The following is a 17,269-nucleotide window of genomic DNA, read 5'->3' as shown; positions in this document are numbered from 1 at the left end:
AATTACGCTTTTTTCGCTTCAGCTGCTGCTTTTGCGATAGCTGCAAAGCTTTTCGCATCAAGTGCTGCGCCGCCAACTAGAGCACCATCAATGTCTGGTTGTGCGAAGTAAGCTGCTGCATTTTCAGGTTTTACAGAACCGCCGTATTGGATAACGACATTCTTCGCGACTGCTTCTGATTTTGCAGCAATGTGCGCGCGAATGGCAGCGTGAATACGTTGAGCATCATCTGCTGTTGCTGCTTTACCTGTGCCGATCGCCCAGATTGGTTCGTAAGCGATGATCGCACCTTCTAGCGCTTCAACACCTTGAGTGTTGATCACAGCGTCAAGTTGACGTGCACATACGGCTACTGTTTCGCCAGCTTCGTTTTGTGCTTCAGATTCACCGATACAAAGTACTGGTGTTAGGCCATTTTCTTTTAGGAATGCAAATTTTTGCGCCACAAATTCATCGGATTCATTGTGGTATTCACGACGCTCAGAGTGACCAATGATGATGTGTGTTGCACCGAATTCTTTCAGCATTGCTGGAGACATATCGCCAGTGAATGCGCCACTGTTGTGTACGTCGCTGTTTTGGGCACCCAGAATGATCGCGCTACCCGCATCGGTCAGAGTGCGCTCTGCTAGGTCAATAAAAAGTGCAGGTGGAGCAACGGCTACGTCAACACCCGTTACGCCTTCAAGCTCTGCATTCAGACCATTTAGCAGCTCAACAACCATCTCTTTGCTGCCGTTTAGTTTCCAGTTACCCATAACTACAGGATGACGCATAGGAATATCTCCATTATCTATCAAAGTTAAAATGAATGAATGTCAAAAATAAACGTGATTGCGAAAGAATATAACAGATAAAATCGGTCAGATCATGATTCGAGTCATGACTTTATGGGATCTTAAGCAATGCGTGACACCCCTTATCAGTGATCAGATAGACAGAATAGCCGATAATGGCTCGGATTTTACGAGATTAATTGCTATTAGTGGCTGTTAAAAGAAAAGCTAGTGATACCAATAAGACTCACCAGTGTTGAAATTTGATCATGAATGAAGAAAAGGAATTCGTATGCCCAACCTTGTTATGGAATACTCGAACTCTGTGGATGAACGTGTGAATGTTCAAGGGTTATTGGAAGATCTTCACCAAGTCGCACTTCGCTGCGGATTATTTGACGCTGACTCAGTGAAATCACGGGCGCTACGCTGCCACCATTGGTGCATTGGTGAAGAGGGCGACAGTGTTGATTTTATTCACCTCAGCTTTGATTTGCTGTCAGGGCGGACACCTGAACAAAAAAGAGAGTTGTCACGTCAATTAATGACGGTATTGCAACAGCAAGCTAGTCAAGTCAGGAGTCTGACCGTGAATGTGCGTGATATGGATAAAGATTGCTTCCAAAAGGTTGTAAATTAACCATTTTAGGTAACAAGATGTCAATTAAAGAACTGCTATTTTCATTTCAAGGACGCATCGGGCGCAAAGTATTTTGGATGTGGAATCTCTGTTATTACGCGTCCATTATGGGCTTCGCACTCGCTGCAAACCAAATGTTTCCTGCCTATACGCACCTGATCTTGCCGCTGTTTTTGCTAGTGGTGTTACTGCCTGATTTAGCCATCACGGTAAAACGTTGGCATGACAGAGATAAGTCTGCTTGGTGGTTATTGCTTAATGTCCCTTTGGTGATAGGCCGTATGAGTATGCCTTTTGCTAGTGCCGAGATCGCCACTCAAGCCAGTATGACAGAGTCATTGGTATCGCTGGTCGCACTGGTTTGTGGCTCATGGATTTTAGTCGAATGTGGTTTTATGAAGGGAACGCAAAGCCGCAACCGCTACGGACCTGAACCAGAGTAAACTTGATAGAAAAAAATTGATGAAACAACAGGAGGCCAATGCCTCCTGTTGTTTTAAAAAGCTTCAAATAGCGAGGTTAACGCCAGTCGCTGTGGCGCGGCACAAATGGAATGATGGTCGCGCTCGGTTGAGTGCGCGCCGATTCGCCATCTAAGGCATTTCTAAATTTCATCATCTGTTCGCCGAGCTCACGCATCAGCATAACATTAGCATGGACAGGGTTTTTGCATTGGCTCACCACCAAGTCAATGTGACTTTGCTGAGCCCATAACCTGTCTTGCATGTTGTTGGAAGAGGAGAGGATCATCTCTTCACAGATATCTTTTTTCAGTTGCGTAAAGGCATCTGGATTATGTTTGGCAAGTTCAACCAACTCATCAAAAGAAGGTAAGGCCTGTTTTTGAGGGGGCTCCATATCTTTCTCCTTTACACTATTTCTCTGTTGATTATTTTATCAACACAATGAAAGCATAACCGATCAATAAGGTAGGAGTTGGAACGAAATCGCGATTTCTTACTAATGAGACGATCTTAGCGTGGTGTGATTTGATAACGGCAGCGACGCTCACCCATAATGATGTGTTCGCTCCGTTCAACTACATATTGCTCACCGATCAACGTTTGGAAAATATTAAGTTCAGATTGGCACAGATTAGGGCAGCGTGCCGCAGCTTTACAGATGGGGCAATGGTTCTCAATTAAAGTGTAACCGTTCGCTGATGGTATGAGCTCTGCCATATAGCCTTCTTGCTCACGAAGCGTCACTAGCTTAGCTAGTTTTTCTTCTAAACTGTGGCAATCAATTAATGCTTGTTGATACTGTGCTAATGTGTGAGCTTCACGCTCTGCCGCCACTTTGGCTAGTCCTTCTTTACCAAAAAGGTGCTCAACAGCATCAATCACTTGGATGATCAACTCGCCATGCCGATCAGCAAATTGGTCGTGGCCTTGTTGTGTCAAAGACCAGTGTCGAGTAGGGCGTCCGACTTTTACTTTGACATCATGAAACGCCACAATGCCATCATCTTCCAAACTTTGTAGGTGCTGGCGAGCCCCCATGGTGGTAATTCCTAGGTCGTCGGCCAGTCGTTTAGCGGTTACCGCTCCATCGCGTTTGATGGTTTGAAGTATTCGGTCAATGGTTTTCATCGCATTCCTCTGTTTGCCTTATCTATTATGAAGAAGCAGCTTAATAAAGCAAATTATTGACTATACAGGATGAGCCGCTAGTAACTTTTGTCAGCACAGAACCAAGATTCGCTATCAATTCGTTAAATAGATCACAAAATTTTCGCTTTCCCCCCTTGGGATCCCTTGCTTGCTCCCCCACATATCACTCACGAGCTGAGTAATCAGCCTTTTCATAAACCTAACGGAAAATCTAATCAGGAGAGACGACCGATGAACATTCGTCCATTACACGACCGAGTTATCGTTGAACGCCAAGAAGTTGAATCTAAATCTGCTGGTGGCATTGTTCTAACAGGTTCCGCTGCAGAGAAATCGACTCGCGGCGTCATCTTAGCAGTAGGCAAAGGCCGAATCCTTGAAAATGGTTCGGTACAACCGCTGGATGTCAAAGTAGGTGATACGGTTATTTTTGCAGAAAGCTACGGTACTAAAACGGAAAAGATCGACGGCAAAGAAGTGCTCATTATGTCTGAAAACGACATCATGGCGATTGTCGAGTAAGCATTGAGTAATTTTTGCTCTGATTCAAAAACGATTGATTAAAACAGAATTTAGAAAAGGAAATTAAAGATGGCTGCTAAAGACGTTAAATTTGGTAACGATGCACGTATTAAAATGCTAGAAGGCGTTAATATTCTAGCCGATGCAGTAAAAGTCACCCTTGGCCCTAAAGGCCGTAACGTTGTGATAGATAAATCGTTTGGTTCACCTATTATCACCAAAGATGGTGTCACTGTTGCGCGTGAAATTGAACTGGAAGACAAATTCCAGAACATGGGTGCACAAATGGTGAAAGAAGTTGCTTCTCAAGCTAACGATGCAGCGGGTGACGGAACGACAACCGCAACGGTATTAGCGCAAGCGATCATCACTGAAGGCTTGAAAGCTGTAGCAGCGGGTATGAACCCAATGGATCTTAAGCGTGGCATCGACAAAGCTGTCGTGGCGGCGGTTGAAGCGTTGAAAGAGCTTTCAGTACCTTGTTCAGACACTAAAGCGATTGCGCAAGTGGGTACTATTTCTGCGAACTCGGATTCAAGCGTGGGTAACATCATTGCTGAAGCGATGGAAAAAGTGGGCCGAGATGGCGTTATCACTGTTGAAGAAGGCCAAGCACTACAAGATGAACTCGATGTCGTGGAAGGCATGCAGTTTGATCGTGGTTACCTATCTCCTTACTTCATTAATAACCAAGAAGCGGGCAGTGTTGATCTAGATAGCCCATTCATCCTATTGGTTGATAAGAAAATTTCTAACATTCGCGAACTGCTTCCTGCACTTGAAGCGGTAGCAAAAGCTTCTCGTCCACTACTGATTGTGGCGGAAGATGTTGAAGGTGAAGCATTGGCGACACTGGTTGTGAACAACATGCGTGGCATTGTAAAAGTTGCTGCCGTGAAAGCACCTGGTTTTGGTGATCGCCGTAAAGCGATGCTACAAGACATTGCTACCCTAACGGGCGGTACTGTGATTTCTGAAGAGATCGGTCTTGAGCTTGAAAAAGTGACCTTGGAAGATCTAGGCCAAGCGAAGCGCATCTCTATCACTAAAGAAAACACCACCATCATTGATGGTGCAGGTGAAGAGCAAGCCATTAAAGGTCGCGTTGCACAAATTCGTCAACAAATTGAAGATGCAACTTCAGATTACGACAAAGAAAAACTACAAGAGCGCGTGGCCAAACTGGCAGGTGGCGTTGCAGTGATCAAAGTCGGTGCAACCACTGAAGTTGAAATGAAAGAGAAGAAAGATCGCGTAGAAGATGCACTGCATGCAACTCGCGCAGCCGTTGAAGAAGGCGTGGTTGCGGGTGGTGGTGTTGCACTGATCCGTGCGGCTGCTAAAGTTGCGGGCCTTGAAGGTGACAACGAAGAGCAAAACGTAGGTATTCGTGTTGCACTACGTGCGATGGAAGCACCAATTCGTCAAATCGTGAAAAACGCGGGCGAAGAGGATTCTGTTGTGGCTAACAATGTTCGCGCTGGTGAAGGTAACTATGGTTACAACGCTGCGACGGGTGAATATGGCGATATGATCGACATGGGTATTTTGGATCCAACCAAAGTGACTCGTAGTGCTCTACAGTTCGCAGCTTCAGTCGCGGGCCTCATGATCACCACAGAAGCTATGGTGACTGAGCTACCGAAGAAAGAAGCGGCAATGCCTGATATGGGCGGCATGGGCGGTATGGGAGGGATGATGTAATCATCCTCTCTCAATAAGAAACCGGAGCTTGCCTCCGGTTTTTTTTCGCATAATTAGCTCAATCCTGACGTTTGAGTGATCCGACTCTTCTAGACTTCGTCTCTTCACTGATCACAATTTGGTGATGATGTGAGTGAAATAGCGTGAACAAACCAAATATTAACGGTTTCATTGGTCAATGGAGATCTTTATGAAAAAAGTACTTTCAGCACTAGCCGTAGTGGCTGCGTTATCTTCTTCTGTTGCGATGGCTGGCACTCCAGTTATGTTTTCTTCCATTAATAACTTCAATGCGCCGGATGAAAATGCGGTATCAGGCGTTCGTGTTGCGGCTCTTTACGGTAAAGTGAATGAAGTTAAAGGCTTAGATCTCGCCGTTGTTGGATTATCTGAAACTGACTCTACGACGGGTGTAAATTTAGGTCTTTTAGGGGCATCGAAAGTCAATCAAGAGATGACTGGTGCTTCACTCGGTTTGTTAAACTGGAATACAGGGCAAACCGTGGGTGCTAACGTGGGTGTAGTGAATCTGACCAACAATGTACAAGGTGCTAACGTCAGTCTAGTGAACTACTCTGAAGGTAATACCATGGTTGATGTTGGTGCAGCAAACTTCTCTGATACATCGAAAGTGCAAGTGGGTTTGTTCAACAAAACCACAAAAATTGAAGGTGTTCAGGTTGGTCTAATTAACTGTGCGGATAACGGTTTCTTTAAGTGTTTTCCTATCATCAACTTTGCTAAATAGCCGATGAATTGAAATCGAAAGAGCAGCATCAAGCTGCTCTTTTTTCACCTTATGTACGACGACGAAAGCGTTGATGAACACCACGGCGCAAACTTTGAAAGCTATTTTCTACCTTATCCACGCCATACAACACACACAATGCTAATACCGTGATAATGATGGATTGCTGTAAGTAACCAAGACCGATCATTAATCCCAGTGATGCCAGTACCCAAATAACAGCGGCTGAGGTGACGCCATGGATTTTCCCATCTTGAGTCATCATCACGCCTGCGCCTAAAAAACCAACCCCAGTAATAATTTGTCCAAGCACGCGAGCTTGATCTAAAGTGTTAGGGGACAGTGATACGGCCATCGCTAGAAAGAGATAAGTCCCTGAGATGATTAATATTGATGTGCGAATGCCCACCGGTTTACCGCGGGTCTGGCGTTCAACGCCAATCAGTAACCCATTGATAGCACAGCACAATAATGCAGACCAACTGAATGGACTAAGATCAAGAAATTGTCCGAGAGATTGCATGATGGTTTTCCCAAAAGTATGAAGGTAAGAGTTCGTTGATTGACACCGAACCGCTCTTTTGAAGTTCTGTAATTACTCAAGATGCAGATCGAGTGGCGTTTTACTGGCTCTGCCACCGATTTCTCGAGTTAGCTTAGCAACAAGATAGCCCGAGACTCGCTCAATGACACCTGCCATTATTTCTTTTGCTTTTTGATCACTAACAAAAAAGTGCGCTGCGCCTTGCACTTTATCCAGCACATGCAAGTAATAAGGCAAAATTCCTGCATCAAATAACGTTTCGCTGAGCGCGACTTGCGCGTCAACGCTATCATTAACACCTTTTAACAATACACCTTGGTTGAGTAAGGTAACATTGATGGCGCGCAGACGACTCATCTGCTGTTTGAATTCTAGATTGATTTCATTGGCATGGTTAATGTGCGTCACCAAAATGACTTGTAAGCGAGTTTCACGCAGCAGATCACACAATGCATTGGTGATTCGAGCGGGGATCACCACGGGTAAGCGCGAGTGAATACGCAACCGTTTAATATGAGGCACGCTGCTGATTGCATCGATGAGCCAACGCAGTTCTTCATCTTTTGCCATTAACGGATCACCGCCCGATAAAATGACCTCATTGAGTTCGGGATGCGCGGCAATATAGTCGACACTTTGCTGCCACACCTGCTTTGAGCCTTTATTCTCTTGGTAGGGGAAATGACGACGAAAGCAGTAACGGCAGTTAATCGCACAACCACCTTTGACTATCATTAGCACTCGGTTGCAGTATTTATGCAGCAATCCCGGAATAGCATTGTTTTGTTCATCAAGCGGATCATTTGAGTACCCATCATGCCATTCAAACTCTTCATTGAGTGGTAAAACTTGACGCAACAGGGGATCGTAAGGGTTTCCTTTTTCCATGCGATCGACAAAACTTTGTGGCACTCGTAGTGCGAAGAGTTTGCGTGCGGCAAACCCGTTTTGCCAAAGGGCAGGATCAATCTCTAACTGCTGGAGAAGCTCGGCAGGGTTTGAGATCGCATTCGTTAATTGTTGAAGCCAGTTTTGCTCAACAGAATCAAGTTTTCGGGTTATTATATGCGGCATTGAATTTAACTCGAAGAATGGTAAGAGGAAAAAATGGCTACTGTTAGCACGAATGAATTTAAAGGCGGTCTCAAAATTATGCTTGATAATGAGCCTTGTGTCATTCTCGAAAATGAATATGTGAAACCAGGTAAAGGCCAAGCCTTCAACCGTGTCAAAATCCGTAAACTTCTTTCTGGCAAAGTGTTGGAAAAAACATTTAAGTCAGGTGATTCAGTAGAAACGGCTGACGTAATGGATATCGACCTTGATTATCTCTATAACGACGGCGAATTCTACCACTTTATGAATAATGAAACATTCGAGCAAATTGCGGCGGATAATAAAGCGGTGGGTGAAAGCGCAAAATGGCTAGTGGAAAACAACACCTGCATGTTGACGCTTTGGAACGGTAACCCAATTGCGGTAACGCCACCAAACTTTGTTGAACTTGAAGTGGCTGAAACTGATCCAGGCTTGAAAGGCGATACGCAAGGTACGGGTGGTAAACCCGCTACGTTGGTCACAGGTGCTGTGGTACGTGTGCCACTGTTCATCTCTATCGGTGAAGTGATCAAAGTGGATACCCGCTCTGGTGAATACGTAGGTCGAGTCAAATAATCACCTTAAAGTAAGTAAGAAGGTCGCTCGGTAAGCGGCCTTTTTTATTGCTCCAAAGCTGAGTGAGTGCCGTAATAAAAAAGAGCTGCCGAGGCAGCTCTTTGATGTCATCACTTTTCTATCTTTAAATCATAAAGATAAAAACGACTGCGAGCGCGGAAATCAGCCCAGCAAACGCATAACAAGCGATTTTACCCACTAAACCGGTGTGGAATTTTAGGTCATGCATACCGTGATGGACACGGTGCATGGCATGCCACATCGGTAAGGCTAATGTGCCAATGATAAACAGTGCGCCGATGATGCTAGTCGCAAAACTCGAAACGCGTTCATAACTCATTGCTTTAGCATCGATAATGCCTAATGGTGCTAAAATACCCAACACGAGAATGGTGATCGGGGTAATCATCGCAAACCATGTTCCACCGGCACCAAACAGCCCCCACCAGATAGGTTCATCAGAACGTTTTGGCGTGCGATTTACCTTATAATTGTTGTTCATGACTATAAGCTCCTACACCACGATGAGAACAATCAGTGAGATAAATGCAACCGCTGCCCACTGAGTTAAGACGATGATTTTCTTGTCGATTAGCTTACCTTTCAAGCGGATTGGCATCACTTGAGGCATCATGCTAAAGAAGGTTTGTGCATGCAGCAAACTCCCCGCCAACGCGACAATATTGATTGCGACCACAATTGGGTTTGCCATAAAGCTTAGCCAGCCTTCCCATGCTTCAGGGCCTTTAACCAAGCAGCCCAAGCCAAAGGTAAGGAATAAGGTAAAGAATATCAGTGGCAGTACCGTGGCTTCACGCAACATGTAGAAGCGGTAGAATGGGTGATCTTTCCACCAAGTACGTGTCATTTCACGAACGTAAGGTTTACGGTTACTCATCCTTATCCCTCCACTTTCTTTGGTGAACCGTCAGGTTTTAGCATGGCAATCACGAAGTCCATTGAAGATTCAACTTTGCCTTGGTTGACGGCTGCCGCTGGGTCAACGTGTTTTGGACACACTTCAGAGCAGTAACCAACAAAGGTACAACCCCAAGCACCGTTATCACCATTGATAAGCTTCATACGCTCGGCTTTACCATGGTCACGGCTATCTAAGTTGTAGCGGTGAGCAAGGGTTAATGCTGCGGGGCCAATAAACTCAGGGTTCAAACCAAACTGAGGGCAGGCCGCGTAGCAAAGACCGCAGTTAATACAACCAGCAAATTGTTTGTATTTGGCCATTTGCTCTGGCGTTTGTAAGTTGGTGCCATCTTCAGGTTTGCGATCGTTGCCAATGATGTAGGGTTTAATGGCTTCAAGACGCTCGATAAACGAAGTCATATCCACGATCAAATCTTTTTCAATTGGGAAGTTGGCTAAAGGTTCAATTTTCACGCCATTGGGGTAATCGCGCAGGAAGCTTTTACAAGCCAATTTAGGTACGCCATTGACCATCACACCACACGAACCGCAGATCGCCATACGGCAAGACCAGCGATAAGAGAGATCCTTATCGAGGTTATCTTTGATGTAGCCAATTGCGTCGAGCACTGACATGGTGTCATCAAAGGGAACTTCAAACGCTTGCAGGTGTGGCTTAGCATCTTTTTCTGGGTCGTAGCGCAAAATGTCTACTTTTTGAATGCGATTTGCTGACATTATTTTTGCTCCTCTGCGCTTTTCTCTTCTGCCGCTTTTTCCGCAGCGGCAGCCTGTTCTGCCGCTTCACCATAGAGACGAGCTTTCGGCTGAGATTTCGTGATCTTAACCGCGCTGTAGTCGATACTTGGAGCGGCATCAGGTTGATAGAAAGCTAAAGAGTGCTTGAGGTAGTTCACATCATCACGCTCAGTACAACCTTCGTCTAAACGCTGATGCGCACCGCGAGATTCTTTACGCAAGATAGCTGAGTGAACCATAGCTTCAGCCACTTCAAGGCCATAACCGACTTCGATAGCGTACAGAAGGTCGGTGTTGAACACTTTGCCTTTATCTTTAATGCTAATGTTCTTGTAGCGTGCTTTTAGCTCGGTGATTTTATCAATCGTCGCTTGCATTAAATCTTCTTGGCGGTAGATACCACAACCCGCTTCCATGGTGTGACCCATCTCAGTGCGAATGGTGGCCCAGTTTTCATCACCTTCTTGGTTCATTAACGCTGCAATACGCTCTTCTACGGCTTTGACTTGTTTGGCGATAGATTCATCGTTCCAACCTTTGAATTCCGCTGCGCGTTTCACTGCACTTTCACCCGCAACGCGGCCAAAAACCACAAATTCAGCTAACGAGTTAGAACCCAAACGGTTTGCACCATGCAAGCCAACCGAGGCACATTCGCCGACAGCAAACAGACCTTTGATGCGCGTTTCACATTGTCCATCCGTTTCGATACCACCCATGGTGTAGTGTACGGTTGGACGAATTGGGATCGGCTCTTTTGCTGGATCAACGTTGACGTAAGCTTTCGCCAATTCGCAGATAAACGGCAAACGCTCTTGTAAGTACTCTTCACCGAGGTGGCGAAGATCAAGCAGCACCACATCACCAAGCGGATGTTTGATGGTGTTGCCTTTCTGTTGTTCATGCCAGAAAGCTTGAGAAACTTTGTCGCGAGGACCGAGTTCCATGTATTTGTTTTTAGGCTGACCCACCGGAGTTTCTGGGCCCATACCGTAATCTTGCAGATAACGATAGCCATTTTTATTGACGATTATACCACCTTCACCGCGGCAGCCTTCCGTCATCAAAATACCCGTGCCAGGTAGGCCAGTTGGGTGGTATTGCACGAACTCCATATCGCGTAGAGGGACGCCATGACGATAAGCCATCGCCATACCATCGCCAGTTACAATGCCGCCGTTGGTGTTGCAGTGGTACACACGGCCGGCGCCACCAGTGGCTAATACCACGGATTTCGCTTTGATGGTTACTAGCTCACCTTCGGACATATGAATCGCGATAAGCCCTTGAACTTCGCCATCTTCAACAAGTAGATCCACCACGAAATACTCATCAAATCGATTGATTTGTGGGTACTTCATTGAAGTTTGGAAGAGGGTGTGAAGCATGTGGAAGCCTGTTTTGTCAGCCGCAAACCAAGTACGCTCGACTTTCATGCCACCAAAACGGCGTACGTTGACTTCGCCATTTTCTTTACGGCTCCATGGGCAACCCCACTGTTCCATTTGCACCATCTCGCGGGTCGAGTTGGCCACAAAATATTCAACAACATCCTGTTCACATAGCCAATCTCCACCACCAACGGTATCGTTGAAGTGGTTGTCAAGGCTATCTTCTTCCTTGATAACTGCTGCTGAGCCTCCTTCCGCTGCAACCGTATGAGATCGCATAGGATAAACTTTAGAAATCAGAGCAACTTCTAAATCAGGGTTTGCTTCAGCGGCTGCAATTGCAGTGCGAAGACCAGCGCCGCCTGCGCCGATGACTGCGATATCTGTGGTGATAATTTGCACAGTTATCCTCCGGTGTGTGATGCGGAAAATCCGCTTGTTATAGTTAAAGGTTCGTAAGCCTTAAGTGGTACGGGTAGTGTAGAAGAGCTGTGTAAGGAAAAAATTGATTCTGTTAGGTTTTTGCTTCGGAAGTGCAAGCGCGAGCATACTTATTTTTCTTTGTGTGATAATAATCACGTTAGAATTTGGAATTGCGCTTTAAGTCAGTAAAATTCATATCATCCAAACTTATGTGTGCCAGAACATGAATAGAAAAAACTGGATGCCAACCGCATCAATATCACAACTTAAACAGCGTGCTCAGTTACTCAAGCAGATCCGCCATTTCTTTGAACTACGAGATGTATTGGAAGTCGATACACCAGCCATGAGTCATGCCACGGTAACCGACATCCATTTGCAAACCTTCCAAACCCAATTTGTTGGCCCAGGGTATGCTGATGGCCGTCAACTTTATTTAATGACTAGCCCAGAGTTTCATATGAAACGACTTTTGGCGGCGGGGAGTGGTTCGATTTATCAGATCAATAAAGCGTTTCGCAACGAGGAAAATGGCCGCTATCACAACCCTGAATTTACGATGTTAGAGTGGTATCGGGTTGGCTTTACTCACCATGATTTAATGGATGAGATGGATCAATTGCTGCAACTTATTTTGCAGTGTGGAGCGGCGCAGAAGATGAGCTACCAACAAGCATTTTTGCAGGTACTTGGGGTTTGTCCGTTAGAAGGCTCAATGGGCGAGTTAAAAGCGGCTGCGAGCCGATTAGGTCTAAGTGATATTGCTGAGCCAGAAGAGGATAGAGATACCTTACTGCAACTGCTATTTAGTGTCGGTGTTGAGGCGGAAATTGGTCAACAGGTACCCGTTTTTGTTTACGATTTTCCTGCATCACAAGCGGCACTAGCTAAGATTAACCCGCAAGATCATCGTGTTGCGGATCGCTTTGAGGTCTATTTCAAAGGGATTGAACTTGCGAATGGTTTTCATGAGCTGGACAACCCACAAGAGCAACGGGCTCGTTTTGAAGCGGATAACCAAAAGCGTAAAACGATGGGGCTGGCCGAACAGCCGATTGACTACCACTTGATAGCAGCGTTAGAGGCTGGCTTACCTGAATGTTCAGGAGTAGCGCTTGGTATTGATCGCTTGATTATGCTGGCGTTAGGCCAAGATCATATTGATAACGTGACGGCTTTTCCTTTTCCGATAGCTTAAGCTTTTAAGCTGATGTGGATTGCGCGCTTGTAGTGCGATGAGCGCGCTGAAAAACGGCAACAGTTTCTTATTATGCAATGTAAGCCCTCGCGTCTGGCTGACAACCTCGTTATACTCCTTGTCTGATTTTAAGCCCACATTGCAAGAGCACAGAATATGCAAGAGTACATCGAATTTTTCCAACACAATATGATTCTATCTTTGGCATGGGTAGGTATTCTCGTCGCCTTAATCATGAGCATCGTGAAATCAACCACGGCAGCCTATAAAGAGATCACCGCTTCACAAACGACGCTTTTAATGAATCGTGAAAACGGTATTGTTGTCGATATCCGCACGAAAGATGAATTTAAAAAAGGCCATATTACCGATGCGGTTCACATTTTACCGTCAGATATTAAATCCGGTAACTTGGCTAGCCTTGAAAAGCACAAGTCTGACCCAATCATTGTGGTATGTAAAACGGGTCAAACCGCGCAAGAGAGTGCCAACTTGCTTGCTAAAGCTGGGTTTGAGAATGTGAATTTACTGAAAAATGGTCTTGTAGCTTGGAATGAAGCGAACTTGCCATTGGTTCGTGGCAATAAATAATTCACTGATCGCGGTTATCTTGAACTGAGTGTGCTGGCTGAAAAGCCAGCATTTGATGCTAAGAGTTGTGATGTTTTCCACGTAATCGTGAGCTCATCTAGTCATTCGAAATCAGCTCGGTTAGTCTAAAAGCAACACTGAATTTGTAAGTATTTAAGGATTTAATCATGGCTGAAGCCGCACAACAAACAGCACAACAAAATTTCGCAATTCAACGTATCTTTCTAAAAGATGTCTCTTTTGAAGCGCCAAACTCACCTGTTATGTTCCAAAAAGAGTGGAATCCAGATGTGAAGTTGGATCTTGACACTCAAAGTCGTGATCTGGGTGAGGGTGTGTATGAAGTCGTATTACGCCTAACGGTGACAGTGAAAAACGCGGAAGAAATCGCGTTCTTATGCGAAGTGCAACAAGGTGGTATTTTTACTGCTGAAAAAATGGAAGCGGGTCAACTTGCTCATTGTTTAGGTGCATTCTGCCCGAACATTCTGTTCCCATATGCACGTGAAACGATTTCTAGCTTAGTTGTTAAAGGGACATTCCCACAACTTAACCTTGCACCAGTGAACTTTGATGCATTGTTTATGAACTACCTACAACAACAAGCGACTCAAGGCGAGCAAGCAGAAGCTTAATCGTTAATGACGTGAGATCATTAAGGTTGGCGTTCCACGTCAGACTTTGATGATAAAAAATGCACAAAGCATCCCAGATAATGATGGTGCGTTGTGCATTTTTTGTTTATTTCGAATGCCAATACCTCCGTTCCTTGCTACTCCGTATTGAAAGCTGTATCGGAAGGAATTTAGGTATAACATGACAACACGAATAGCAATGGACGAAACAATGACAGATCCTAACAGTATTTACGGTAAAGCGATCACCATGACAGTAGTTGGTGCGGGTTCTTACGGCACATCTCTGGCGATTTCTTTAGCACGTAACGGTGCTAATGTTGTCCTTTGGGGACACGATGCTAAGCATATGGCTCGTCTTGACGCTGATCGTGCTAACCAAGAATTTTTACCCGGTATTGATTTTCCCGATTCGCTGATTGTGGAAACCGATTTGAAAAAAGCGGTACAAGCGAGCCGCGATTTGTTGGTTGTAGTTCCGAGCCACGTATTTGGCCTTGTTATGAATAGTTTAAAGCCTCACTTACGTGATGATTCCCGTATTTGTTGGGCAACCAAAGGGCTTGAACCTGAAACGGGCCGGTTACTGATGGATGTGGCCTATGACACCATTGGCGAGCGCTATTCATTGGCAGTGTTATCTGGGCCGACTTTTGCTAAAGAGTTGGCGATGGGAATGCCTACCGCAATTTCTGTTGCTTCGCCTGACGCGCAGTTTGTCGAAGATCTTCAAGGCAAAATTCACTGCAGCAAAACTTTCCGCGTTTACGCCAATAGTGATTTTATTGGCATGCAGCTAGGTGGTGCGGTTAAAAACGTGATTGCGATTGGCGCTGGCATGTCCGATGGGATTGGCTTTGGTGCGAATGCGCGTACTGCATTGATTACGCGCGGTCTGGCCGAAATGTGCCGTTTGGGTGCGGCGTTAGGTGCTCAGCCAGAAACTTTTATGGGGATGGCTGGATTGGGTGACTTAGTGCTCACTTGCACCGATAACCAATCACGTAACCGTCGCTTTGGTTTGGCGTTGGGACAAGGGAAAGACGTGGATACGGCGCAGCAAGAAATTGGCCAAGTGGTTGAAGGTTATCGCAACACCAAAGAGGTGTGGTTATTAGCGGCGCGCATGGAGGTTGAAATGCCAATAGTTGATCAAATCTATCAAGTGCTGTATCAAGGAAAAGATGCGCGTGTTGCAGCACAAGATTTGCTGGCTCGTGATAAAAAAGCAGAACGCTAATTCATTGCTCATGATTAGGCACAAAGCCTATTAGCAATCTACATTGACGCTCTAGAGATTGGATGAGGAAGGGTGATCAACCAACGATGAAACATTGCGAAAAACTCAAAGTGTGGCAAGCCATAGTCAAAGAGGCGCGCGAGCAGTCAGAACAAGAACCGATGCTGGCTAGTTTTTATCATGCCACTATTATTAAGCATGATAGTTTAAGCTCGGCCTTGAGCTACATTCTTGCCAATAAGCTGAATACGGCCTCAATGCCAGCGATGGCGGTGCGTGAAGTGGTCGAAGAGGCATTTGCCGCAGACCCCAGCATTATGGAAGCGGCGGCGTGTGACATCTGCGCGACTGTCAATCGCGACCCCGCAGTATCTATGTTTTCAATGCCTCTACTTTATCTCAAGGGCTACCATGCCTTACAAGGCTATCGCGTCGCGAACTGGTTATGGAAGCAAGGTCGAGTGGCGTTGGCTACCTATTTTCAAAACCAAATTTCGGTAGCTTGCCAAGTGGACATTCATCCTGCTGCACGTATTGGTCGCGGCATCATGCTTGACCATGCTACGGGCATTGTGATCGGTGAAACCGCGGTGGTGGAGAATGATGTCTCTATTTTACAAGATGTAACGCTAGGTGGAACGGGTAAAGAGTGCGGCGATCGCCACCCGAAAATTCGTGAAGGCGTGATGATTGGCGCGGGTGCCAAAATTCTCGGTAATATTGAAGTGGGCGAAGGGGCGAAAATTGGTTCTTGTTCGGTGGTATTGCAAGCGGTGCCTCCGCACACTACCGTCGCTGGAGTGCCAGCCAAAATTGTCGGTCGTCCGCAAACCGATAAGCCTTCGTTAGATATGGACCAACAATTTAATGGCCGCTCTCAAAGTTTCATTGCCGGTGACGGTATTTGATTTGGTCGCGGAAAACAAAAAGGGTGATGCTCACAGAGCATCACCCTTTTTTATGGTTGGCATTAAGCCATTGCATCGAGTTCAGCAAGCACTTCTTCAGCCCAATCAACCCACGCTTGGCGAACCAGTAGGTTGCGGCGTAGTGTTAGACGCTCAAGGCGCTGTAGCTTATCGAGGGTAGCTGGTGTTGCATAGTACGCAGACTCAATCTCTTTGTAGTGAGCAACCAGTTTTTTCGATTCTTCAACTAATTCACCCAGTTGAATTCGGTAAGGTGTTGCTGGTTGTACCGAGCAAGCGATCAATTTAGCGCTAAATTCATCACGTACGGTTGGGTGAGCTGTAGGTTGGTCAAACCATTCACCTAAAGCGCTGCGACCTGCATCGGTGATGGAGTAAACTTTACGATCTGGCTTGCCATCTTGCGGTTCTAATACACAAGTGACTAGGCCTTGTTGACCCATTTTATTCAGTTCGCGGTAAACTTGTTGGTGGCTGGCTTTCCAAAAATAGCCAATGCTCGAAGAGAACTCTTTTGTGATGTCGTACCCTGTGGCATCGCGAGTGCTCAAAACAGTGAGGATAACGTGTGGTAATGACATGTCTTTAATCCAGATGGTTAATAAACTCAAAAACAACTTGCTCAAACTCGTGTTGTGCTTCTGATGGCATCAATCATGAATGAGTTTAAGCAACACCCACCGTTCTATTGACGGAGTGGGTTGTGTCACCTTAAAAAGCCGTTTATCACCTAGGATTATATGCGTGACGCATATCGACCTGCGATTTGTTATGTTTGTATGCTACCGCAGAGGAGCAGTAGTATATCTAAATAATAAGCATAAAGTAGAATACTTTGTTAGTTTAGCTTAAAAAACTGATAATATTCTCAATAATTTTTGTGATTTAAAATAAAAAGCCGCACAGAGGCGGCCTTTTAGCTAGTTTGTGAAATATAATGCTGTTACTTAGCCTGTGTTAC

Annotated in this window: 21 protein-coding genes; 11 read left to right on the top strand and 10 right to left on the bottom strand. The window is 45.5% G+C overall.

What is annotated here, in order from left to right:
• Positions 1 to 2: 2 nt before the first annotated feature.
• Positions 3 to 776 (bottom strand): triose-phosphate isomerase, encoded by a 774-nt coding sequence (tpiA, locus tag AACQ21_RS01425; protein ID WP_026027419.1) that lies wholly within the window; start codon positions 774 to 776, stop codon positions 3 to 5.
• A gap of 292 nt (positions 777 to 1,068) precedes the next feature.
• Here tpiA and AACQ21_RS01420 point away from each other — a divergent pair, with 292 nt between their 5' ends.
• A complete protein-coding gene (locus AACQ21_RS01420) occupies positions 1,069 to 1,416 on the top strand; it encodes a 5-carboxymethyl-2-hydroxymuconate Delta-isomerase (RefSeq protein WP_013855856.1) in 348 nt (115 codons plus the stop codon).
• 17 nt (positions 1,417 to 1,433) lie between these two features.
• Complete coding sequence (locus AACQ21_RS01415; RefSeq protein ID WP_029190043.1) at positions 1,434 to 1,859, top strand: DUF805 domain-containing protein; 426 nt, start codon at positions 1,434 to 1,436, stop codon at positions 1,857 to 1,859.
• A 76-nt stretch (positions 1,860 to 1,935) separates the two neighbouring features.
• Here the strand turns inward: AACQ21_RS01415 and AACQ21_RS01410 are convergent, their stop codons facing one another.
• Together AACQ21_RS01410 and AACQ21_RS01405 are read right to left on the bottom strand one after the other, a co-directional pair.
• On the bottom strand, positions 1,936 to 2,274 hold the full coding sequence (locus AACQ21_RS01410; protein ID WP_013855858.1) for a DUF3135 domain-containing protein: 339 nt from the start codon (positions 2,272 to 2,274) through the stop codon (positions 1,936 to 1,938).
• Positions 2,275 to 2,390: 116 nt separating this feature from the next.
• A complete protein-coding gene (locus tag AACQ21_RS01405; RefSeq protein ID WP_094147182.1) occupies positions 2,391 to 3,008 on the bottom strand; it encodes a helix-turn-helix transcriptional regulator in 618 nt (205 codons plus the stop codon).
• A gap of 252 nt (positions 3,009 to 3,260) precedes the next feature.
• Here AACQ21_RS01405 and AACQ21_RS01400 point away from each other — a divergent pair, with 252 nt between their 5' ends.
• From AACQ21_RS01400 to AACQ21_RS01390, 3 genes are all read left to right on the top strand, one after another.
• Positions 3,261 to 3,551: a co-chaperone GroES gene (locus AACQ21_RS01400; protein WP_010317634.1), complete on the top strand. Its 291-nt coding sequence runs from the start codon at positions 3,261 to 3,263 to the stop codon at positions 3,549 to 3,551.
• 69 nt (positions 3,552 to 3,620) lie between these two features.
• Complete coding sequence (gene groL / locus AACQ21_RS01395) at positions 3,621 to 5,255, top strand: chaperonin GroEL (RefSeq protein WP_013855861.1); 1,635 nt, start codon at positions 3,621 to 3,623, stop codon at positions 5,253 to 5,255.
• Between the two features lie 190 nt (positions 5,256 to 5,445).
• Complete coding sequence (locus tag AACQ21_RS01390) at positions 5,446 to 6,003, top strand: VC2662 family protein (RefSeq protein WP_026027420.1); 558 nt, start codon at positions 5,446 to 5,448, stop codon at positions 6,001 to 6,003.
• A gap of 49 nt (positions 6,004 to 6,052) precedes the next feature.
• Here the strand turns inward: AACQ21_RS01390 and AACQ21_RS01385 are convergent, their stop codons facing one another.
• Both AACQ21_RS01385 and epmB read right to left on the bottom strand, forming a co-directional pair.
• Entirely contained in the window at positions 6,053 to 6,526 is a 474-nt protein-coding gene (locus AACQ21_RS01385) for an MgtC/SapB family protein (protein WP_013855863.1), read from the bottom strand.
• A gap of 72 nt (positions 6,527 to 6,598) precedes the next feature.
• Positions 6,599 to 7,621, bottom strand: coding sequence for an EF-P beta-lysylation protein EpmB (gene epmB / locus AACQ21_RS01380; protein ID WP_105977092.1), 1,023 nt, complete (start codon positions 7,619 to 7,621; stop codon positions 6,599 to 6,601).
• A gap of 33 nt (positions 7,622 to 7,654) precedes the next feature.
• Between epmB and efp the strand changes: the two genes are divergently transcribed.
• A complete protein-coding gene (gene efp, locus AACQ21_RS01375) occupies positions 7,655 to 8,221 on the top strand; it encodes an elongation factor P (protein ID WP_017043203.1) in 567 nt (188 codons plus the stop codon).
• 124 nt (positions 8,222 to 8,345) lie between these two features.
• Here the strand turns inward: efp and frdD are convergent, their stop codons facing one another.
• From frdD to frdA, 4 genes are read right to left on the bottom strand one after another with little or no spacing between them, the layout of a single operon-like run.
• Positions 8,346 to 8,723, bottom strand: coding sequence for a fumarate reductase subunit FrdD (frdD, locus tag AACQ21_RS01370; protein ID WP_105977091.1), 378 nt, complete (start codon positions 8,721 to 8,723; stop codon positions 8,346 to 8,348).
• 12 nt (positions 8,724 to 8,735) lie between these two features.
• Positions 8,736 to 9,119, bottom strand: a complete 384-nt coding sequence (gene frdC / locus AACQ21_RS01365) for a fumarate reductase subunit FrdC (RefSeq protein ID WP_017043204.1) — start codon at positions 9,117 to 9,119, stop codon at positions 8,736 to 8,738.
• A gap of 2 nt (positions 9,120 to 9,121) precedes the next feature.
• Positions 9,122 to 9,880 carry a succinate dehydrogenase/fumarate reductase iron-sulfur subunit gene (locus AACQ21_RS01360; protein ID WP_013855867.1) on the bottom strand — a complete coding sequence of 253 codons (759 nt, stop codon included), beginning with the start codon at positions 9,878 to 9,880 and terminating at the stop codon, positions 9,122 to 9,124.
• Positions 9,880 to 11,694, bottom strand: a complete 1,815-nt coding sequence (gene frdA / locus AACQ21_RS01355; RefSeq protein ID WP_013855868.1) for a fumarate reductase (quinol) flavoprotein subunit — start codon at positions 11,692 to 11,694, stop codon at positions 9,880 to 9,882. The genes AACQ21_RS01360 and frdA overlap by 1 nt, the downstream gene beginning before the upstream one ends.
• Before the next feature lie 244 nt (positions 11,695 to 11,938).
• Between frdA and epmA the strand changes: the two genes are divergently transcribed.
• The 5 genes from epmA to cysE all read left to right on the top strand — a co-directional run bounded on the left by epmA (position 11,939) and on the right by cysE (position 16,287).
• A complete protein-coding gene (gene epmA / locus AACQ21_RS01350; protein WP_105977090.1) occupies positions 11,939 to 12,913 on the top strand; it encodes an elongation factor P--(R)-beta-lysine ligase in 975 nt (324 codons plus the stop codon).
• A 156-nt stretch (positions 12,914 to 13,069) separates the two neighbouring features.
• Complete coding sequence (locus AACQ21_RS01345) at positions 13,070 to 13,504, top strand: rhodanese-like domain-containing protein (protein ID WP_105977089.1); 435 nt, start codon at positions 13,070 to 13,072, stop codon at positions 13,502 to 13,504.
• A gap of 167 nt (positions 13,505 to 13,671) precedes the next feature.
• Positions 13,672 to 14,139, top strand: a complete 468-nt coding sequence (gene secB / locus AACQ21_RS01340) for a protein-export chaperone SecB (protein ID WP_013855870.1) — start codon at positions 13,672 to 13,674, stop codon at positions 14,137 to 14,139.
• Positions 14,140 to 14,320: 181 nt separating this feature from the next.
• Positions 14,321 to 15,379, top strand: a complete 1,059-nt coding sequence (gene gpsA / locus AACQ21_RS01335) for an NAD(P)H-dependent glycerol-3-phosphate dehydrogenase (RefSeq protein ID WP_017043209.1) — start codon at positions 14,321 to 14,323, stop codon at positions 15,377 to 15,379.
• An 86-nt stretch (positions 15,380 to 15,465) separates the two neighbouring features.
• The gene (gene cysE / locus AACQ21_RS01330; RefSeq protein WP_010317654.1) at positions 15,466 to 16,287 is read left to right on the top strand and encodes a serine O-acetyltransferase; all 822 of its coding nucleotides are present in this window, start codon (positions 15,466 to 15,468) and stop codon (positions 16,285 to 16,287) included.
• 62 nt (positions 16,288 to 16,349) lie between these two features.
• On the opposite strand, the gene AACQ21_RS01325 is transcribed toward cysE, so the two are convergent.
• On the bottom strand, positions 16,350 to 16,889 hold the full coding sequence (locus AACQ21_RS01325) for a PadR family transcriptional regulator (RefSeq protein WP_038149150.1): 540 nt from the start codon (positions 16,887 to 16,889) through the stop codon (positions 16,350 to 16,352).
• Between the last annotated feature and the right edge of the window lie 380 nt (positions 16,890 to 17,269).

It is taken from the genome of Vibrio sp. V01_P9A10T6 (genome assembly GCF_963877065.1).
In the GTDB taxonomy this organism is placed as follows: domain Bacteria; phylum Pseudomonadota; class Gammaproteobacteria; order Enterobacterales; family Vibrionaceae; genus Vibrio; species Vibrio anguillarum.
Note: the sequence above shows the minus strand (reverse complement) of the source record. Positions and strands in the feature narration are given on the sequence as shown.